This is a genomic window from Pseudomonas sp. R2-7-07, assembly GCF_003852355.1.
Taxonomy (GTDB): domain Bacteria; phylum Pseudomonadota; class Gammaproteobacteria; order Pseudomonadales; family Pseudomonadaceae; genus Aquipseudomonas.
In genome coordinates, this window is sequence record NZ_CP027759.1 from 736,105 (window position 1) to 754,628 (window position 18,524).

The window sequence follows — 18,524 nt, forward strand, 5'->3', positions numbered from 1 at the left end:
CGCCTGGAAAGCCCGTCGGTCAGTGGACTAGTGTGGTTACAAGCCCCGAGTCGGGGTGTACGTGGAGAATTGGAAATGGAGCGACATCACAGAAGGATCAACAGTACCAAAAGGCGCAAGTTGATTGCCGCCTACAAATTGCCGGGTGCGCCAGGCACGCACGCGGCTTTACCGCTGGACACCGAAGATGACTGCAATGCGGCGGTGGTCAACAACGGCGTGATTTCCTTTGCCGAGGGGTTGTCCGGGCTTAACCGCGAGTACATTCGCAAAAGCTACCTGTTGGCCAGCAGTTATGTGAGCGATGTATTGAAGGTTCATCGGGGCACCGAGGCCTGGTACGACGAATTTATCAAGGTCATGGTCAGCCTCGGCTGGTTGCCGTTGCGCAGCAGTTTTGAGCGAGTCTCACGCGTCGGCGAGGGGCTGACGGTGCAACTGGCGGCATTGAATATCATCGGCGCGATGCTCGCGTCGATGTCGTTGTCGGGGCCGCTGCTCAGCCTGCTGCCGAAACTGGCCGCGGATGCGCTGGAAGCCTTGAAGCAACAGCCGGCGTCATTCGATTTGTTCAAGCGCAACTGCAGCGTGCACCAGGGCGGTGACTTTGGCGTGGCGTCCTGCGCGCAAACCAATGGCGAAGTGATGATGGTGCTGGTGACCTACAGCAGCCATGGTGTGAGTAAACAGGTGGGTTTGCCGTTCCTTGAATGGGACAGCTCATCGTTCGAGGCCTTCAGCGGGCAGACCTGCCTGGTGCTGAATACCTCGGTGGTCAACGAGAAGACCCTTCAACTGATGCGTGACAGCGCGGGTGACAAGGTGCAGTCGGCCATTGCCAAATACCGGATCTAGGTCACCAGATAACCGCGCACCCCGGTAAAGATAATTTGCGCGGCCAGGGCACACACGAACAACCCCATCAACCGGCTGACAATCTGCAAGCCCTGGTCGCCGAGAATTCGTTCGATCCGATTGGACAGGTACAGCACCACGCCCACGGTAAGGCTGGCCAGGGCGATGCTGAGGATGGCGGTGAGCTTGTCGTCCCAGTGGGGCTGGCTTACCCCCATCACCAGCAGCGCGCCGATGGTGCCGGGGCCGACCGTCAGCGGGATGGTCAGCGGTACGATGGTCACGTCCTGCTGCACGTTATCGGTTTGCACTGCCGACTTGCCTTGGGCCATGCCCAGGGCGGAGATAAAAAGCACGCTGCCGGCGCCGATGCGAAAGGCATCCACGGTGATGCCGAACACACTGAAAATCACCCGGCCGAACAGGTACAGCAGCACGCTCGATACCAGCGTCGCCAGCGCGACTTTCCACGCCAGGCGCCGCCGCTCCTTGCTGGAATAACCACGGGTCAGGCTGATAAAGCAGGACAGCACAAAGAATGGGCTATAGAGCACCAGCATCTTCAGGTAAACGCTGAATAACACATGGAGCATGAGGGGCGGCTCGCGGCAGTAGAAGTGTGCAGAGTCTAACAGGCGACATGGAACAAATGTGGGAGGGGGCTTGCTCCCGATAGCGGTGTGACAGTCAGCTTATTTGTAACTGACCCACCGCCATCGGGAGCAAGCCCCCTCCCACATTTGATTGCGTTTCAAGTCAGGAGGGCGCGTGCTCTGGTCGCTGTTGGCGCTGCGCCACCCAGAATTCCACCAATTCACGCAACTGCGACAGCTCCACCGGCTTGGCCATATGCCCATCCATCCCGGCCTGGCGCGCACGCTCCTTGTGTTCCGAAAGAATGTGCGCGGTCAGCGCCACCACTGGCGTGCGTACGCGTTGGTGGCTGACTTCCCACGCGCGCAGTTGCTGGGTGGCGGAGAAACCATCGAGGATCGGCATTTCACAGTCCATCAATACCAGGTCATAACGCTGGGCTTTCATCGCCTCCAGCGCTTCTTCGCCGTTGCTGGCAGTGTCCGGGTTGAGGTTGAGCTTGCCCAGCATGCCGCGGATCACTTTGGTGGAGATGCTGTTGTCTTCGGCCACCAGGATGCGGAAGTCGCTGGGCACCGTAATCACTGCCGGGGCGGCTGGCGCGGGGCGAGGGTGGGTCACGCCTTTGCTGCGTTGGGCCAGTTCGTCGGCCAGGGTGGTCTTGAGCGTATAGCCGGCCACCGGTTTGGCCAGGATGCGTTTGATCCCGCAGTTGCGCGCGATGATCTTGCTCGGCGCGTTGCTGATGCCCGTGAGCATGATCAGCAGGATATCGTGGTTCAGGCTCGGGTCTTCCTTGATCTTCGCCGCCAGTTGCATGCCGGTCATGCCGGGCATGTTCTGGTCCAGGAGTACCACGTCGAAGTAATCGCGCAGGTGCGCCTTGGTACGCAGCAGGGCCAGGGCCTCCTTGCCGGAAGCCACGGCGCTGACGTTCAGGCCCCAGGCCGAGCATTGCTGCAACAGCACCTTGCGGCAGGTGTCGTTGTCGTCCACCACCAGTACGCGTGCGTCCTTGAGCGGGCCGTCGAGATCGGAGGTCGGATGCTCCAAGCGTTCCGGGTCCAGCGGCAGGGTCAGCCACAGCGTGCTGCCTTGGTGACTGCCGCTCTTGATACCGAACTCGCCGTTCATCAACAGGATCAACTGGCGGGCGATAACCAGGCCCAGGTGACCGCTCAAGCGTGTCGCCGAGAGGAAGTTCTTGCTGTGCAGTTCGCTGTGCAGCAGGGCGTCGCGTTCGGCGGCTTCCATCGGCACGCCGCTGTCTTGTACCGCGATGCGCAGGCGTGGCTGGGTGCTGCGTTCGTCGAGGGCCACGACGATCAGCACTTCGCCCTCGTCGGTTTTGTGCAGGGCGTTTTCCAGCAGGCTCAGCAACGCCTGGCGCAGGCGTGTCGGATCACCGCTGATCACGCGCGGCACCTGGGGCTGGATGAAACTGATCAGCTCGACATTCTGCTGCTCGGCCTTGGCGCGGAAGATGCTCAGGCAGTCGTCGATCAGCGCGTTGAGGTCGAACTGCACATCATCGAGTTCGATCTGTCCCGACTCGAGCTTGGAGATGTCGAGGATTTCGTTGATCAGCGTGAGCAACTCGTTGCCGGCGCTGTGGATGGTCTGCACATAGTCGCGTTGTTTCACCGACAACGGCGTGCCCAGCAGCAACTCAGTCATGCCCAGCACGCCGTTCATGGGGGTGCGGATTTCGTGGCTGATCTTCGCCAGGAATTCGGCCTTGGCGGCAATTTCGGCGTTGCTGGCGGCCAGGTCGCGGCTGAGGCTGAAGCGGGTTTCGACAATGGCGCGCTGGCGCTCGCCGAGGGCCAGGCTCATCAACAGGCCGCTGAGGCAGATAAACGTGAGCAGGGTCACGATCAGGCCTTGCGGCGCCACCAGCGTGAGGCCGAGCAGGGCGGGCAGAATGATCAGCGTGCCGATGTTGAACACCACCATGCCGGCCACGAACAGGCGCGCCGGGCGATAGCCTCTTTGCCAGTGATAGGCCGAGACAAACAGCATGCTCAGGCCGGCCAGCGCGACCAGGGCGTAGGTGATGATGTTCAGCGGCAGGGTGTTGACGAACAACAGCAGCAGGCCACACAGCACGATCAACAAGATGTCGGCCATCAACAGTTTGTTCAGCGGGTGTGGGCCCAGGGGCATGAAGAAACGATAGGCAAACATCAGCCCGCAGGGCGCGGTCAGCAGCAGCGCGAGGTAGGCGCCTGGGGTCTGGATCGCATGCCAGTTCGGCAGCCATGGCCCCACCACGTTGAGCAACAGCGCCAGGCTGAGCATCAACAGCACTTCGCAGGCTGCCAGCCACAGGCTGCTGCGCGAGCGGTGGTAGGCGAAGCGTGTGAGGTTATGCAGGATCAGCATCAGCAGCACGCCGAACAACAGGCCATAGAGCAGCGTCTGGTTCTGATTGGCGGCGGCCAGTACGGCGGGTTCCAGGGTGATGTAAGGGCGTAGCTCGTGCTCCGACACCAGGCGCAGGTACACCTCGAGCGGGCGCTGGCTCTGCGGCATCGGGAGCATGAAGTCACTGCTCGGCAGCGGGCGCTCGGCCTGGGGCTGGCGCGTGCCAGTAGTCTGCTGTTCCACCAGGGTATCGCCATCCAGCACATACAGGCTCAGGTGCGACAGGTCCGGCGCGAACACCCGCAGCACTTGTTCATGCTTGCCGGGTTGCAGCTTGAAGCGTACCCACAACGCACCGTCTGGCTGCGCGGCGGTAATCCGGTCCAGTTCGATGGGGCTGAATTGATTGGTGTAGCGGGCGGAGCGGATATCGCTCAGTTGCAGGTCGGCCTGTTCATCAAGCAATACTGCCCAACCACTGCCTTGCGCAGCGGCTTGAGCCGGGGCCAGGCAGAGCAAGGTCAGCAGGCTGACTGTAAAAGCTAAGGCGATCCTGAGCCAGCGCAAGGCGAAGTCCCTTCGTAGGTGAATGCACGGGTTAACTATGCGCGGGGGGCATGAGTACGGCAAGGGCCAGAGGCCCTTACCTACCCGAACGGATAGCTACTCAGTTGCTCTCGCCACGTTCACGGGCAATGGCGCGGTAACCGATGTCGGTGCGATAGAAGCAGCCTTTCCAGTCGATTTTCGCGGCCAGTTTGTACGCCTGTTGCTGCGCGGCGTCGACACTGGCGCCCATGGCGGTGGCGCACAGCACGCGGCCACCGGCGGTGACGACCTGGCCGTCCTTCAGCGCAGTGCCAGCATGGAACACCTTGCCTTCCAGCGCTGCCGCCGCCTCCAGGCCCTCGATCACATCGCCCTTGGCGTAATCGGCAGGGTAGCCACCGGCCGCCAGCACGATACCGACGCTCGGGCGTGGGTCCCACTGGGCTTCGACCTTGTCCAGGGCCTGGGCCAGCGCGGCTTCCACCAGCAGCACCAGGCTCGACTGCAGGCGCAGCATCACCGGTTGGGTTTCCGGGTCGCCAAAGCGGCAGTTGAACTCGATGACTTTCGGGTTACCGGCTTTGTCGATCATCAGGCCGGCGTAGAGGAAGCCGGTGTAGACGTTGCCTTCGTCGGCCATGCCGCGCACGGTCGGCCAGATCACCAGGTCCATGACGCGCTGGTGCACGTCGGCGGTGACCACCGGCGCCGGGGAGTAAGCCCCCATGCCGCCGGTGTTCGGGCCGCTGTCGCCGTTGCCGACGCGCTTGTGGTCCTGGCTGGTGGCCATTGGCAGTACGTTCTTGCCGTCGACCATCACGATGAAGCTGGCCTCTTCGCCGTCGAGGAATTCTTCGATTACCACGCGCGAACCGGCGTCACCAAAGGCGTTGCCGGCGAGCATGTCGCGCACGGCGTCCTCGGCTTCCTGCAGGGTCATGGCGACGATCACGCCTTTACCCGCAGCGAGGCCGTCGGCCTTGATCACGATCGGCGCGCCTTTTTCACGCAGGTAAGCCAGGGCCGGCTCGATCTCGGTGAAGTTCTGGTAGTCGGCAGTCGGGATCTTGTGGCGCGCCAGGAAATCCTTGGTGAAAGCTTTCGAACCTTCCAATTGAGCGGCGCCGGCGGTCGGCCCGAAGCAATCCAGGCCACGGCTGCGAAACAGGTCGACAACGCCGGCCACCAGCGGCACTTCCGGGCCGACGATGGTCAGGGAGACGTTTTTCTCGGCGAAATCTGCCAGTTGCTCAAGGGCCAGCACGTCGATAGCGACGTTCTCGCACTTGGCTTCAATGGCGGTACCGGCGTTACCCGGTGCAACGAAAACTTTCTGGACGCGTGGGTCTTGGGCAACTTTCCAGGCGAGGGCGTGTTCACGGCCACCGCTGCCAATGATCAAAACATTCATTTCAAAAAACCTCGTTTAGCATGATCGTTCCCACGCTCTGCGTGGGAATGCAACACGGGACGCTCCGCGTCCCAAAGCGTGACGCAGAGCGCCACAAGAGGCATTCCCACGCAGAGCGTGGGAACGATCGATCAGTGGCGGAAGTGGCGCATGCCAGTGAAGACCATGGCGATGCCAGCTTCGTCGGCAGCAGCGATGACTTCAGCATCGCGCATCGAACCGCCCGGTTGGATCACGGCGGTCACGCCGGCTTTCGCGGCGTTATCCAGACCATCACGGAACGGGAAGAACGCATCGGAAGCCATCACCGAGCCGGCAACCTGCAGGCCGGCGTGTTCGGCCTTGATCGCAGCGATACGTGCCGAGTTCACGCGGCTCATCTGGCCGGCGCCGACACCGATGGTCTGGCGATTCTTGGCGTAGACGATGGCGTTGGACTTAACGTACTTGGCGACTTTCCAGGCGAAGATCAGGTCGTTGATCTCCTGCTCGGTCGGCGCGCGTTTGGTCACGACTTTAAGGTCTTGGCTGCCGATCATGCCGATGTCGCGGCTCTGCACCAGCAAACCGCCGTTGACGCGCTTGTAGTCCCAGGCTGCGGCGCGTTCAGCCGACCATTCGCCGCAGGCCAGCAGGCGCACGTTGGCCTTGGCGGCGACGATGGCGCGGGCTTCTTCACTGACGGACGGGGCAATGATCACTTCGACGAACTGACGCTCGACGATGGCTTTTGCGGTGTCGGCATCCAGTTCACGGTTGAAGGCAATGATGCCGCCGAACGCCGATTCGGTGTCGGTGGCGTAGGCCAGTTCGTACGCTTGTCGGATCCCGCCTTCAGCGTCCGGGCTCACGGCCACGCCGCACGGGTTGGCGTGCTTGACGATCACGCAGGCCGGCTTGACGAAGCTCTTCACGCACTCCAGCGCAGCGTCGGTGTCGGCCACGTTGTTGTAGGACAGTTCTTTGCCTTGCAACTGGGTCGCGGTGGCGATGCCCACTTCGGCCGGCTTGGCTTCCACGTAGAACGCCGCGCTCTGGTGCGGGTTCTCGCCGTAGCGCATTTCCTGGGCCTTGATGAACTGGCTGTTGAAGGTGCGTGGGAACTGGCTGCGGCCTTCGGTGCTCAGGACGTCGGCGGCCTGGTTCACGGTGCCCATGTAGTTGGCGATCATGCCGTCGTAGGCGGCGGTGTGTTCGAACGCCTTGAGCATCAGGTCGAAACGCTGGGCGTAGGTCAGGCCACCGGCTTTGAGGCTGTCGAGCACTTGGGTGTAGTCGCTGGCGTTGACCACGATGGCCACGTCTTTGTGGTTCTTGGCGGCCGAGCGAACCATGGTCGGGCCGCCGATATCGATGTTTTCGATGGCGGTCGGCAGGTCGCAGCCTGGCTTGTTGATGGTGGCTTCGAACGGGTAGAGGTTAACCGCCACCAGGTCGATCGGCTTGATGCCGTGCTCGTTCATGATGGCGTCGTCGATACCGCGACGACCCAAGATGCCGCCGTGGATTTTCGGGTGCAGAGTCTTGACCCGACCGTCCATCATTTCCGCGAAACCGGTGTAGTCCGCGACTTCTACTGCGGCCACGCCGTTGTCCTGCAGCAGTTTGAAGGTCCCGCCCGTGGAGAGGATTTCCACGCCAAGGAGCTGCAAGCTCCGGGCAAATTCGAGGATCCCGGTCTTGTCGGAAACACTGATCAAGGCGCGGCGGATCGGCAGGCGGGTAGTCTGGTCGGTCATCTCAATTTCCATCAAAAGCAAAGGAGTCAGCAAAAAAGGCGACCGTTTTTACGCGGGCGCCTTTCTGGTTTGATTGAATGCTTACAGCAAATCGTATTGCTTGAGCTTTTTGCGCAACGTGCCCCGGTTGAGGCCCAGCAGCTCACTGGCTTTGGTCTGGTTGCCCTTGACGTAGTTCATCACGCTTTCGAGCAGGGGCGCCTCGACTTCGGAGAGCACCAGGTTGTACACGTCCGTGACGGAAGCGCCTTCGAGGTGGGCGAAATAATTGTGCAGCGCCTTCTCGACACTCCCGCGAAGGGTCTGGCCTTCTTCGCTCGGCGTGTTGAGGTGCTGTTTCAAATTGACGTTGTCGCTCACGGGTGCTGTTCCACTCACTAAAGTCTCGGTCATCATCGTCATGCGGCCACCCCTTCTCCATCCCCTGTTCCCAGGCTCTTGTCACGTTCGGCGAAGAACTCACGAACGGTGGCGACCTGTGCCTGCGTTTCATCCAAACGGTTGAACTGAGCGCGAAATTCCCTGGCGCCCGGCAAGGTGGCGAGGTACCAGCCGACATGCTTGCGAGCAATGCGTACGCCCATCACATCCCCATAGAAGGTGTGCAGGGCGGCCAGATGCTCTAGCAGAATACGTTCCACCTCGGTCAGTCCCGGTGCCGGCAACACATCGCCGGTACGCAGGAAATGCTCGATCTCACGGAAAATCCATGGCCGCCCCTGGGCGGCCCGACCGATCAACAAGCCGTCGGCACCGGTTGCGTGCAGAACGCGCCGGGCTTTCTCGGCTGAATCGATATCTCCATTGGCAAACACCGGCATCGACACCGCCTGCTTGATCGCGGCGATGGTGTCGTACTCGGCTTCCCCGGTGTAAAGGTCGGCGCGGGTGCGGCCATGCACCGCCAGCGCTGCAATACCTGCCTGTTCGGCGATCTTCGCCACCGTCAGGCCATTCTTGTTGTCCCGGTCCCAGCCGGTGCGAATCTTCAGGGTCACCGGCACATCGACTGCGGCGACAACGGCCTGCAGGATCTCGGCAACCAACTGCTCATCTTTCAACAGGGCGGAACCTGCGGCCTTGTTGCAGACCTTCTTGGCCGGGCAGCCCATGTTGATATCAATGATCTGCGCACCCAGCTCCACATTGGCCCGAGCCGCATCCGCCAGCATCTGCGCATCACCCCCGGCGATCTGCACCGAGCGTGGCTCGGGATCACCTTCGTGGATCATGCGCATCCGCGACTTGCGGGTGTTCCACAAACTCATGTCGCTGGTGACCATTTCAGAGACTACTAGACCCGCGCCCAAACGTTTGCAGAGCTGACGAAAGGGCTGGTCCGTGACGCCCGCCATTGGGGCGAGGATCAAGCCGTTGTGCAATGTATATGGGCCGATGCGTACCGCCGACATAGGACTTCCCTGTTGTGGGGCCGGATCATTAGAGTTCGAAAAAGGGTTGGCATGATACCCGCTCTCGATGACTGGATAAAGGCTGAATTGGATAAAATCTGAACAGTTATTTTTTTATCGCCAGCGGTTTGGTTGACGTCGGCGCAGTCAATAAACCGCCGTCAAACCTCGGTGCTGGCGCAGCTTCACTCGGGCGAATGGAAGCTCAGGCTGTAGTTCACCGCTTTGCTGCCGGGGTCAAGGATGTCCAGGGAGATGTGGATCGGTGTCTGCGACGGCATTTCACTGACCCCGGCCAACTCGCCGCTGAGGTACTCGGCGGGCTTGAAGCGCCGACTGGCGATCAGGCCGCCGTTCAAGTCGGCAAAGCGCAGCTCCAGCTGCGGAAAGGGCTGGGAGAAAGTCGCGCGGTTGTAGATGATCGCATCCACCACCAGCGCCCCAGCGAACTCCGGATGGCTGCGCACCACTAGGTTGCTGCTCTTGATGTGGGCGATGTCGACCCGTGATGGCACGGTGCAGCCCAATTTCGGGCACAGTTGCTGGAACCATGGACGGTAGGCGTCCTGACGGGCCAGTTCGTCGAATTGATAGGCGATGTACTGGCCCGCCAGGCCCGCGGCAGCGAGCAGTACCAGCACGATCCAGGTCAGGCGGCGGCCCAGGCCTGACGGACGCTTCTGCGCATACAGGTGCAGCGGGTCGTCCTCCAGGTCCTGGAACACCTCGTCGACATTGGCCTCGGCACGTGCGCGCTTGCGCCGGGCGTGGGGGCGGTCGTCGGTGGCTTGCGCCGCTGGCGTCAGGGGCGTGAAGGGTGGATCGGGATCGTCGTCCGGGGTCGAGCGCAGTGGCGGTTCGTCGTCGAGATCGTCGCGGTGAAACGACAGGGACGGCTCGGTGCGCTCGCTCGGCTCCGGCTCGGCTTCGGCGGGCAGGACGCGCTCTTGCGGCGGCTCGCTGAACAGGCTGGCGGCCCACTTTTCTTCCTCGGCCTTGACTGTATTGCGGCTGGCGCTGAGAGCATCTTCCTTGTGCCGACGCTCGGCACCGGGCTGGCGGCGGTCCGCGCCGACGGGCTGGGTGTGCTGAATTTCGCGGCGCTCGAGCTTGGCCAGTTCCTCGTCCAGGTCCAGGTTGTCCAGGTCCAGCTCTTGGGCTGTCCACTGTTTCTGGCTGATTGCGCGCGGCGCCTCAGGCGTGGGTTCATCAGCGCCGGACTGTTCAGGTTGCGCTGCCGGCACCGAGGCTCGCTGCTCCAGCAACTGGCGCGCGGCGTTGAACACCTGCAGGCAGGAGCCGCAGCGCACCACGCCACGGGCCACGCTCAATTGAGCGTGGTTGACGCGAAAGCGTGCTTGGCAATGCGGGCACTGGGTGACGAAACTGTCGCTCATGCGGCCATCCGATTCAGACAAGCGCTCATTCTAGCGCCGACGACCGCTGATGCGTACCCAGCCGTCACGGTTGGCGATGGGGTCCAGCTCGAAATCCCTGGCGTAGGCGGCGGCGACCTCTTCACCTTGCTCGGCGAGAATGCCCGACAGTGCCAGGCGCCCGCCTGGCTTGACCAGGTTCGACAACTGCGGCGCCAGCGACACCAACGGCCCGGCGAGGATGTTGGCGACCAGCACATCGGCCTGTACCTGGGGCAGGTCCTCAGGCAGATAGAGTGGGAATTTGCCTTCAGGAATGTGGTTGCGCCCGGCGTTATCGCGGGAAGCTTCCAGGGCCTGCACGTCGATATCGGTGCCCACGGCCTGCTCGGCGCCCAGCAGCAGCGCGGCAATGGCCAGGATTCCCGAGCCGCAGCCGAAGTCGAGCACGTTGCAGTCGCTCAGGTCCTGGCCGTCCAGCCATTCCAGGCACAGCGCGGTGGTGGGGTGAGTGCCGGTGCCGAACGCCAGGCCCGGGTCCAGCAGCAGGTTGACGGCATCCGGCTCGGGGGCGGCGTGCCAGCTGGGTACGATCCACAGGCGCTGGCCGAAACGCATGGGCTGGAAATTGTCCATCCAACTGCGTTCCCAATCCTGGTCTTCGATCACTTCGCTGTGATGCTCCGGCAGCGGGGCGCCGGTGAGCAACTCCAGATGGGCCAGCACGCTGGCGGCCTCGGTGCCGTCTTCGAACAGGGCCAGCAAGTGGGTGTGGGACCACAGCGGGGTGGTGTTGAGTTCCGGTTCGAAGATCGGCTGGTCTTCAGCGTCCATGAAGGTCACCGACACAGCGCCGACTTCGAGGAAAGCGTCTTCGTAGGTTTCGGCTTGTTCTGGGCTGATGGCGAGACGGACTTGCAGCCAAGGCATGGCGGGCACCTTTGAAAAAATGAGTGTGCAGCGGGATGGGGCTGCGAAAGCGCGCAAGTTTACGCGAGCGGCGTGCAGAAGACGACATTACTGACTGAACGCCGACCAAATGTGGGAGGGGGCTTGCCCCCGATAGCCATAGGTATCTACACAACTTTGGCGTGGCCCTGAACCTGTGACGGCTCAGCAGCCGAAGCCTCTCTAACTGCCGCCCCGCGCTCCAAATGTGGGAGGGGGCTTGCCCCCGATGGCGGCCTGACAGACGACCGGGATGTTGGATCAGAGCGAGTACATATCCGTTGCTGCGGTAACGGCTGCTATGGGTTCCGCCCTTACGGCGTCTCACTTTTGAAAAGCGCAAAAGTAAGCAAAACGCTCTTGCCCCACCACTCGGCACCTCGCTTAGGCTCGGTGTGCCCGTAATCCGACAGTGATTTGGGGGGCCGCCGCCACGCGCCATCCATGGCGCGGGGCGGCTAAACCGGCATCCCTGCCGGTTTACCCCCCAAATCACTGTCGAATTCCGGCCAGCGTGGTTTAACGGGGCGCCTAGATCAAGAGCAAGATCAAGAGCGGCTCGCTTCGCATCGTGGTTACCTATGCTGCTACAAAGTTGTGTAGATACCTATGCCCCGATAGCGGTGTGTCAGTCTCAACATCTGTAACTGAGCCACCGCCATCGGGAGCAAGCCCCCTCCCACATTTGAACTGTGTACATCCTGGAAATCGGAGTTCCAGAAACAACAAAGCCGCCCGAAGGCGGCTAGGTTGGGTGGAGCACTTACTGGTTGGCCAGCTTGTGTTCCAGGTAGTGAATGTTCACGCCACCTTCGCAGAAGCCTTCATCACGCACCAGGTCCCGATGCAGCGGGATGTTGGTCTTGATGCCGTCGACCACGATTTCGTCCAGGGCGTTGCGCATGCGGGCCATGGCCTCGTCGCGAGTCGCGCCCCAGGTGATCAGCTTGCCGATCAGCGAGTCGTAGTTGGACGGAACCTTGTAGCCGCTGTACAGGTGCGAATCTACGCGTACGCCGTTGCCGCCGGGCGCGTGGAAATGCTTGACCAGGCCTGGGCTCGGCATAAAGGTTTGCGGGTCTTCGGCGTTGATCCGGCATTCCAGCGAGTGGCCATGGATCTTCACGTCGTCCTGGGTGAAGGACAGCACGTTGCCGGCGGCGATGCTGAGCATCTCCTTGACGATGTCGATACCGGTGACCATCTCCGACACCGGGTGCTCTACCTGCACGCGAGTGTTCATCTCGATGAAGTAGAAACGGCCGTTCTCGTAGAGGAACTCGAAAGTACCGGCGCCACGGTAGTTGATGTCGATGCACGCCTTGACGCAGCGCGCCAGGACTTCCTGGCGGGCTTTCTCGTCCAGGCCCGGTGCCGGTGCTTCTTCCAGCACCTTCTGGTGACGACGTTGCAGCGAGCAATCGCGGTCGCCCAGGTGGATCGCGTGGCCCTGGCCGTCGGACAGTACCTGCACTTCCACGTGACGTGGGTTGGTCAGGTACTTCTCCAGGTAGACCATCGGGTTGCCGAACCAAGCAGCCGCTTCGGAGCGGGTCTGCTTGGCGGCTTCGATCAGTTCTTCTTCCTTGTGCACCACGCGCATGCCGCGACCACCACCGCCACCGGCGGCCTTGATGATCACCGGGTAGCCGACTTCACGACCGATGCGCAGAGCGGTTTCCTCGTCTTCCGGCAGCGGGCCGTCGGAGCCGGGAACGGTAGGCACGCCGGCCGCGATCATGGCGTCCTTGGCCGAGACCTTGTCGCCCATCAGGCGAATGGTTTCGGCTTTCGGGCCGATGAAGGCAAACCCGGATTTTTCCACCTGTTCGGCGAAATCGGCGTTTTCCGCGAGGAAGCCGTAGCCTGGGTGAATGCCATCGGCGCCGGTCACTTCGGCGGCAGCGATGATGTTCGAGACTTTCAGGTACGAGTTGGTCGCCAGGGGCGGGCCGATGCAGATGCTCTCGTCCGCCAGTTTAACGTGCATCAATTCGGTATCGGCCGTCGAGTAAACAGCGACGGTCTTGATGCCCTCTTCCTTACAGGCGCGCAGGATACGCAGCGCGATCTCGCCGCGGTTGGCGATCAGGACTTTTTGCAGTTTCTTCGCAGGTTTCAACATCGAAGGCGCTCCGCGGTTCAAACGATGGTGAACAGCGGCTGGTCGTACTCAACCGGCTGACCGTTTTCTACCAGGATGGATTCGATGACGCCGGCTTTTTCAGCCGTGATGTGGTTCATCATCTTCATCGCTTCAACGATGCAGATGGTGTCGCCCACTTTCACGGTCTTGCCCACTTCAACGAAGGCTGGCGAGGTCGGTGCCGGGGTGCGGTAGAAAGTACCGACCATTGGCGACTTGACGACGAAACCGTTCAGCGCAGGGGCTGCTGGCGCCGCAGGCGCGGCGGCGGCTGGAGCGGCTGCAGGTGCGGCAGCGGCGGGAGCCGGTGCTTGCATCTGTGGCGCGTAGAACTGTTGAGCCGGGGTCTTGCTGTGACGGCTGATCCGTACGGACTCTTCGCCTTCCTTGATTTCCAGCTCGTCGATACCGGATTCTTCCAGCAGTTCGATCAGTTTCTTAACTTTACGGATATCCATGAATCATCAACTCCCAAGGGTCGGTCAGGGGCGTTTAGCCTGTTCTTCAACGTGTTCCAGGGCGGCCTCCAGGGCCAGTCGGTAACCGCTGGCGCCAAGGCCGCAGATCACTCCTACCGCTACATCGGAGAAGTAAGAGTGATGGCGGAAAGCTTCGCGTTTGTGCACGTTCGATAAATGCACTTCGATGAATGGGATGCTCACCGCCAGCAGCGCGTCACGTAATGCAACGCTTGTGTGCGTAAAAGCGGCGGGATTGATCAGAATGAAATCCACGCCTTCGCCACGCGCGGCATGGATGCGATCAATCAATTCATACTCGGCATTGCTTTGCAGGTAGAGCAAATGGTGGCCGGCGACACGGGCCCGCTGTTCCAGATCGAGGTTGATCTGATCCAGGGTCGCTGCCCCGTAGACGCCCGGTTCACGGGTGCCGAGCAGGTTCAGGTTGGGTCCGTGAAGAACCAGTAAGGTCGCCATCGGCTGTTCCTTGTTATTGGTGGGGTATGGCAGAACCCGGCGACTATGCCGCAAAGCCTTTGTGACTGTCCAGTTCTATGCAGTAGCCAGCACGATTAGCGAGGATTGCGCGAAATTTGTGACTGTGGCTCAGGATCTGGTCATTGGCAATGCAATCGAGAGCATGTGGGAGATCAATGTGGGAGGGGGCTTGCCCCCGATAGCAGTGTGTCAGTCTCTACATCTGTAACTGAGCTACCGCAATCGGGGGCAAGCCCCCTCCCACATTTGATCTTCATAGGGCGCGGGATCGGGTCAGACCCGAAAGGCTTTTACAGCCGTATTGAGCTGCCCACCCAGCACCAGCAGATGCTCGCCCTGGCTGCGTCCCTGGCCGATACGCCGCAGGTTGTCTTCACCCAGTTGGTGAATTCTTTCGCTGTTGTCGCGAATCTCACTCACGGCCCCGCTTTGTTGCGCCGTCACGTCAGCGATGCGCACGGCGGTCGCGGAGATGGTCTGGATCGCCCCGACGATTTCATCCAGCGCGCCATCGGCGGCCTGGGCTTGCTCGGCGGTGGCTTCGGCGTGTTCGACCTGGGCACGCATGCCTTGCACCGATTGGTGGGCGGCGGTTTGCAGGCCGGCGATCAGGCCCTGGATTTCGGCGGTGGCGCCGGCGGTACGTTGGGCCAGGGAGCGCACTTCATCGGCAACCACGGCAAAACCGCGCCCGGCCTCACCGGCGCGGGCCGCTTCGATCGCTGCGTTGAGCGCCAGCAGGTTGGTCTGCTCGGCGATCGAGCGGATCACCGTGAGTACGCCGCCGATGGTCGCGGACTCTGCGGCGAGTTTCTCGATCATTTGCGCATTTTGCTGCACTTCACCCACCAGGGCATGCAACCCGGCCAGGCTCAGGCCGATCACCCGCTGGCCTTGTTCCACTGCGACGCCGGCACTGCGACTCGCACCCGCAGCCTGGCTGGCATCACCCGCCACTTGCTGGATGGTCGCCTCCAGTTCGCCCAGGGAGTCACGAATCTGCGCGGTGTCCCCGGCCTGGCGTTCGGCGCCGTCGTGCAAACCGCTGCTCAGTTCGGCCAGGGTGCGGCTGCTGCCTGCGACTTCTTCGGCATTGCCGCGGATCGTGCCGACGAGGTCCACCAGATAAGCGCGCAGGCGGTTCAGCGAGGCTTCGATGTCGTGCAGTTCGCGATTGGTCCTGCCCAAGGCGATCGGCTGGCTGAAGTTGCCTTCGGCCCAGGTGGACAGCGCCGGGGCGAGGTGGGTCAGCACCCGCGCCAGGCGGCGTTGCAGGGTATCGATCAACAGTGCGATAAGCAGGATCAGGCCAATCATCAGCCCCTGCATCAGGCGCACTTCGCCCTGGATGTTGGCGTGCTGTGCGCGCACCACCGGCTCCAGGCCGGCGATGGCTTGTCGCACGCGGGTGATCTTGATATGTGTAGCGGCGGCGAGGTCGGTGCGTTGCTGGATCTGTTCGCGGGTGCGCTTGAGTTCGGCGGGGTAGCGAGTCAACAGGCTGTTGAGTTCACGCTTGAGGTCGACGCCGGTGTCCTGGGCTTCGGTTTTTTCAGCGTTTTCCAGGCCCATCAACGCGGAAAAATCGTCGCTGCTGGATTCGGCGCTGGCCTTCACCCCGAGCAAAGGCAGCTGGGCCAACAGGTCGGCCTGGGTACGAATGTTGGCGATTTCACGCTCGACATCATCGGCCAATTCGGCGCGACCGCTGCTCACCAGTTTGTCCCGGGCCAGGGACAGCTTGCCCAAGTGTTGCGAGGCGGCCAGCAGTGGCGGCAGATAGCGCGCCGCGTCCGGGGCATTCACGGCGCTGGCGTACTGGCTCAGTTGCTCCAGGTTCGCCCCCAGCTCGCGTTCGGCCTGCAATAACAGCGCTTGCGGGTCGCCGGCCAGTTTGCCGGCGGCGAGCAGGTCGGTTTTGCTGAAGGTGTCTAGCTCCGTGAGGCTGGGCCGCAGGTTCTGCGCCAACTCGGGCGGCAATGAATCGAGCTGCTGCAGCAGGCTTTCCAGGCTCTGGCCGGCGCTGCTCAAGCGCAGGGCATCGCCGCTGGCCAGGTAGTCGTCGATATTGCGTGCGGCCTGGTTCTCAAAGGCCTGGGACAGCCCCAGATAGCGCTCCATCAACAGGTACGGGCGCTCCAGCGCCCGTTGCGACCACCACAGCGTCGCTCCGAGTGCCAGGCACACGGCCACCAACAAAAGGGTATTGAGATTGGTCAGCAGCTTCAGGCGCATGCGTGGTTTCAACCGACAGCAAAAGATAAGTGCCTGAAGTTATTGCGTTTACATTACAAAGTTATGACCGAATCAGTGGATTCCGGTGAAAAGATGGCACTTTGCTTTGATGTGCGAGCGGCTTGCACGCGGTTACGTCCGGCATGCTTGGCGCGGTACAGCGCCTCATCGGCCTGGGCGGCCATCGTCAGGCTGTCGGAACCGTCGCACAGCTCCACCAGTCCGGCGCTGAAGGTGCACCATAAATCCTGGGGTTGGGCCGGGTAATGGATTTCCGCAAAACGCCCACGAATCTCGTCCAGCACTTTGCAGGCCGATTCGAGGTCGGTGTCGGGCATCACAATGGCGAATTCCTCACCGCCATAGCGGCCGATATAGTCGCTTTTGCGCAAACGCTGCTTGAGAAACAACGCCAGGCTTTTGATCACGCGGTCGCCCATGGGGTGACCGTGGCTGTCATTGACCCGCTTGAAGTGGTCGATATCGAGCATGGCAAAGCTCAGCGGCTTGTTCTCGCGGCGGGCGCGGAAGCTGCAGTCTTCGAGCAGTTGCAGGATATGCGTGTGGTTGTACAGCCCGGTCAGGCTGTCGCGCACCATCCGCGCTTTCAAATTGCGCGCACGCGCCGCACGGTTGCGCACGGTGGTGATCAGATGGCGCGGCTTGATCGGCTTGGTCAGGAAATCGTCACCGCCTTCGCTCATCGCATCCAGCTGTTTGTCCAGGTCGTCTTCGGCCGACAGGTAGATGATCGGTACGCTGACATAACGGTCGTTGTGACGAATCACCTTGGCCAGCTCGGTGCCGGTGCAGGCGGGCATGTACATGTCGAGGATGATCAGGTCGGGCTGGAAGTCGGCCAGTTCGGCCATGGCCCGGATCGGCTCGATCAACGTGCGGGTGACGATGCCGGCGCTGTTGAGCAGGCGCTCGGTATGCAATGCCTGGGCGCGGGAGTCGTCAATGATCAGCACTTTATACGGCTCATATTGAGCCACGCAGGTCAGCACTTCGATCTTTTCCAGCAGGCTCGAGGCCTCCAGCGTGCCGGTCAGGAATTCTTCACCGCCGGCGCGCACGGCGGCCAGGCGGGTCGGGGTGTCGGTTTCATGCAGGCTGAAAAACAGCAGCGGCAGCTTTTGCTCCAGGCCTTCCTGGGCTTCGGCAGCCAGTTTAAGGCCCAGGCCGGTGCCGCAGAAATCCACGTCCATCACGATGGCCGACGGCAGGCGCTCGGCCATGGCGGCGCGAAAGGCTGCGACGCTGTCCAGGGACTGGGCGCTCATGCCGAAGAATTCCAACTGCTTGGCCAGGCGCTCGGCGCGGTTGTGGTCGGCCAGCATCACGTAGATCGGCTTGCGCATCGGCGGCAGCAGGGTTTGTTCCAGCTGATCGCCCTGGCGCAGCCCGGTGCGCGACAAGCGCTGCATCAAGCGATTGAGCTCGGTGATCAATTGGCTGCTCAGGCGCCCGCGGTTTTCATCCACCGCCCTGAGGGACTCGCCAATGTGCTGGGCCAGTTGGCGGTGTTCGGGCTGTTCGAAACGCTCGGCAAAGCGCTGCAGGCGCAGATTGGCTTCATTGAGCTCGGAGAAATCCGCGTTGGACCATTCGCTACGCTGCAGGCGCTGCCAGATCTCAAGGATTTGACGTGCCTGATGAATTACCCGCTGGGCAAAGTGCTGCTTGAGACGCTCGCGGCTGGGGTCTTCTGACTCGGTCATATCCTGACTACTGTGCGGGTGCATGCTGAGGTCGACTGATGGCTCTATGCTAGCATCTCTTTTCTGCTGCATGAGTGTCATACGTCAATTAAGTAGGTGTCTGCGGTATTCATTTTTTGACCTCGTGGTCGCGCTGTGTAAAAAGCGTGCATCCTTTATAGTCCAACCTTCGGTATGCGCCAATTTGGTTTAAAAGCCCGCACCGATGG

The 18,524-nt window shown here is 61.8% G+C and carries 14 protein-coding genes; 1 reads left to right on the plus strand and 13 read right to left on the minus strand.

The window, feature by feature from the left end:
• The first annotated feature begins 75 nt into the window (after window positions 1-75).
• A complete protein-coding gene (locus tag C4J86_RS03100) occupies window positions 76-855 on the plus strand; it encodes a hypothetical protein (RefSeq protein WP_124369432.1) in 780 nt (259 codons plus the stop codon).
• On the opposite strand, the gene C4J86_RS03105 is transcribed toward C4J86_RS03100, so the two are convergent.
• From C4J86_RS03105 to C4J86_RS03170, 13 genes are all read right to left on the minus strand, one after another.
• On the minus strand, window positions 852-1,448 hold the full coding sequence (locus tag C4J86_RS03105) for a MarC family protein (protein WP_065883442.1): 597 nt from the start codon (window positions 1,446-1,448) through the stop codon (window positions 852-854). The two genes, C4J86_RS03100 and C4J86_RS03105, sit on opposite strands and share 4 nt — an antisense overlap.
• A gap of 163 nt (window positions 1,449-1,611) precedes the next feature.
• Window positions 1,612-4,383 (minus strand): hybrid sensor histidine kinase/response regulator, encoded by a 2,772-nt coding sequence (locus C4J86_RS03110; RefSeq protein WP_124369433.1) that lies wholly within the window; start codon window positions 4,381-4,383, stop codon window positions 1,612-1,614.
• A 100-nt stretch (window positions 4,384-4,483) separates the two neighbouring features.
• Window positions 4,484-5,776 (minus strand): phosphoribosylamine--glycine ligase, encoded by a 1,293-nt coding sequence (gene purD / locus C4J86_RS03115; protein WP_124369434.1) that lies wholly within the window; start codon window positions 5,774-5,776, stop codon window positions 4,484-4,486.
• A 131-nt stretch (window positions 5,777-5,907) separates the two neighbouring features.
• The gene (purH, locus tag C4J86_RS03120) at window positions 5,908-7,515 is read right to left on the minus strand and encodes a bifunctional phosphoribosylaminoimidazolecarboxamide formyltransferase/IMP cyclohydrolase (protein ID WP_124369435.1); all 1,608 of its coding nucleotides are present in this window, start codon (window positions 7,513-7,515) and stop codon (window positions 5,908-5,910) included.
• Between the two features lie 81 nt (window positions 7,516-7,596).
• Window positions 7,597-7,917: a DNA-binding transcriptional regulator Fis gene (gene fis / locus C4J86_RS03125; RefSeq protein ID WP_003221275.1), complete on the minus strand. Its 321-nt coding sequence runs from the start codon at window positions 7,915-7,917 to the stop codon at window positions 7,597-7,599.
• The gene (dusB, locus tag C4J86_RS03130; RefSeq protein ID WP_124369436.1) at window positions 7,914-8,927 is read right to left on the minus strand and encodes a tRNA dihydrouridine synthase DusB; all 1,014 of its coding nucleotides are present in this window, start codon (window positions 8,925-8,927) and stop codon (window positions 7,914-7,916) included. Before dusB ends, fis begins: the two co-directional genes overlap by 4 nt.
• Before the next feature lie 185 nt (window positions 8,928-9,112).
• On the minus strand, window positions 9,113-10,324 hold the full coding sequence (locus C4J86_RS03140) for a DUF3426 domain-containing protein (protein ID WP_124369437.1): 1,212 nt from the start codon (window positions 10,322-10,324) through the stop codon (window positions 9,113-9,115).
• Window positions 10,325-10,354: 30 nt separating this feature from the next.
• Window positions 10,355-11,233 (minus strand): 50S ribosomal protein L11 methyltransferase, encoded by an 879-nt coding sequence (gene prmA, locus C4J86_RS03145; protein WP_124369438.1) that lies wholly within the window; start codon window positions 11,231-11,233, stop codon window positions 10,355-10,357.
• Between the two features lie 781 nt (window positions 11,234-12,014).
• On the minus strand, window positions 12,015-13,376 hold the full coding sequence (gene accC / locus C4J86_RS03150; protein ID WP_124365687.1) for an acetyl-CoA carboxylase biotin carboxylase subunit: 1,362 nt from the start codon (window positions 13,374-13,376) through the stop codon (window positions 12,015-12,017).
• A 17-nt stretch (window positions 13,377-13,393) separates the two neighbouring features.
• Window positions 13,394-13,855 (minus strand): acetyl-CoA carboxylase biotin carboxyl carrier protein, encoded by a 462-nt coding sequence (gene accB / locus C4J86_RS03155; protein WP_012721998.1) that lies wholly within the window; start codon window positions 13,853-13,855, stop codon window positions 13,394-13,396.
• A 24-nt stretch (window positions 13,856-13,879) separates the two neighbouring features.
• Window positions 13,880-14,335 (minus strand): type II 3-dehydroquinate dehydratase, encoded by a 456-nt coding sequence (gene aroQ, locus C4J86_RS03160; RefSeq protein WP_124369439.1) that lies wholly within the window; start codon window positions 14,333-14,335, stop codon window positions 13,880-13,882.
• Between the two features lie 294 nt (window positions 14,336-14,629).
• Window positions 14,630-16,591: a methyl-accepting chemotaxis protein gene (locus tag C4J86_RS03165; RefSeq protein WP_124369440.1), complete on the minus strand. Its 1,962-nt coding sequence runs from the start codon at window positions 16,589-16,591 to the stop codon at window positions 14,630-14,632.
• A 53-nt stretch (window positions 16,592-16,644) separates the two neighbouring features.
• On the minus strand, window positions 16,645-18,315 hold the full coding sequence (locus C4J86_RS03170) for a PleD family two-component system response regulator (protein ID WP_124369441.1): 1,671 nt from the start codon (window positions 18,313-18,315) through the stop codon (window positions 16,645-16,647).
• Between the last annotated feature and the right edge of the window lie 209 nt (window positions 18,316-18,524).